This window comes from Mesorhizobium sp. M7D.F.Ca.US.004.03.1.1, assembly GCF_003998635.1.
GTDB classification, from domain to species: domain Bacteria; phylum Pseudomonadota; class Alphaproteobacteria; order Rhizobiales; family Rhizobiaceae; genus Mesorhizobium; species Mesorhizobium loti.
This window is the reverse complement of the sequence record NZ_RZQG01001494.1, coordinates 1-849: the sequence shown is the minus strand read 5'-3', so window position 1 is coordinate 849 and position 849 is coordinate 1. Positions and strand designations below refer to the sequence as shown.

General features: G+C 58.8%; 1 protein-coding gene. It reads right to left on the bottom strand.

Going from position 1 to position 849, the window contains the following annotated elements:
* Nucleotides 1-474: 474 nt before the first annotated feature.
* A partial coding sequence (locus EN935_RS38200) for an ABC transporter permease subunit (RefSeq protein WP_127374353.1) occupies nucleotides 475-849 on the bottom strand: 375 nt, incomplete at its 5' end.

Below are 849 nucleotides of genomic sequence, written 5' to 3'. Positions count from 1 at the left end.
GGCGGAGGCGGGACCACGGCAGGGGAATGCCCGTCAGACGCTTTGTGGCCGGCAAATCGACCGACGCCCGCAGTAAGATAGGAACAGCCCCGGACGCACAATCGGGAATGCGGTAGCCAACCCGCGCATCAGAGCTTGATCACCGACGTCCTTCAGTTCCGCCTCCACCCATGCGCGATCATCAGAATGAGCAGCCGTTCCTCGGATCGGGCGACCTCATGCGTTCCAAACCTTGACAGCGGACATCAGAGCGCTGTGTTCGACCCACCTTCCCGCAAGGCCGGTGATCTGCGAGGTTGCCCATCCTGCATCGGAATCGGAAAGCGGCTTGTGTCTGGACTTGACCTCCCGCTTGACCCTGAGCGGCCCGCGTGTACCTGTACTGCTCTCGAATGCAGATTTGATACCTAGATGTTTGATCTCAGGGAAAGACCCGCCCATTTTCAATCTACGGCGGACCATTCGCCCGATGCATCAAGCTCGCATCTTCCGCACGTGGCTTCTCTCTAGGGCGCCAACGACACGTGTCAGGCATATCGTCAGCAGAAGGTATATAGCAGCAACCGCCAAAAGAGGCTCATACACGCGAAATGTCTCCGAGCGGATCGTGTTGGCCGCGCCCACGAGATCGATGACCGTTATGGCTGACGCCAGCGATGTCGCCTTCAGGATGTTTATAAGTTCGCCGCCGAGCGCGGGAAGGACGATCCACCAGGCTCGCGGAAGTATGATCAAGCGAAAGACGGCACGCCGCCTTAATCCAAGTGATTCCGCCGCTTCAATCTCGCCTTTCGGAATGCTTGCTATGCCCCCTCGGAAAAGCTCAGCCAGGTAGGCCCCGATATGCAC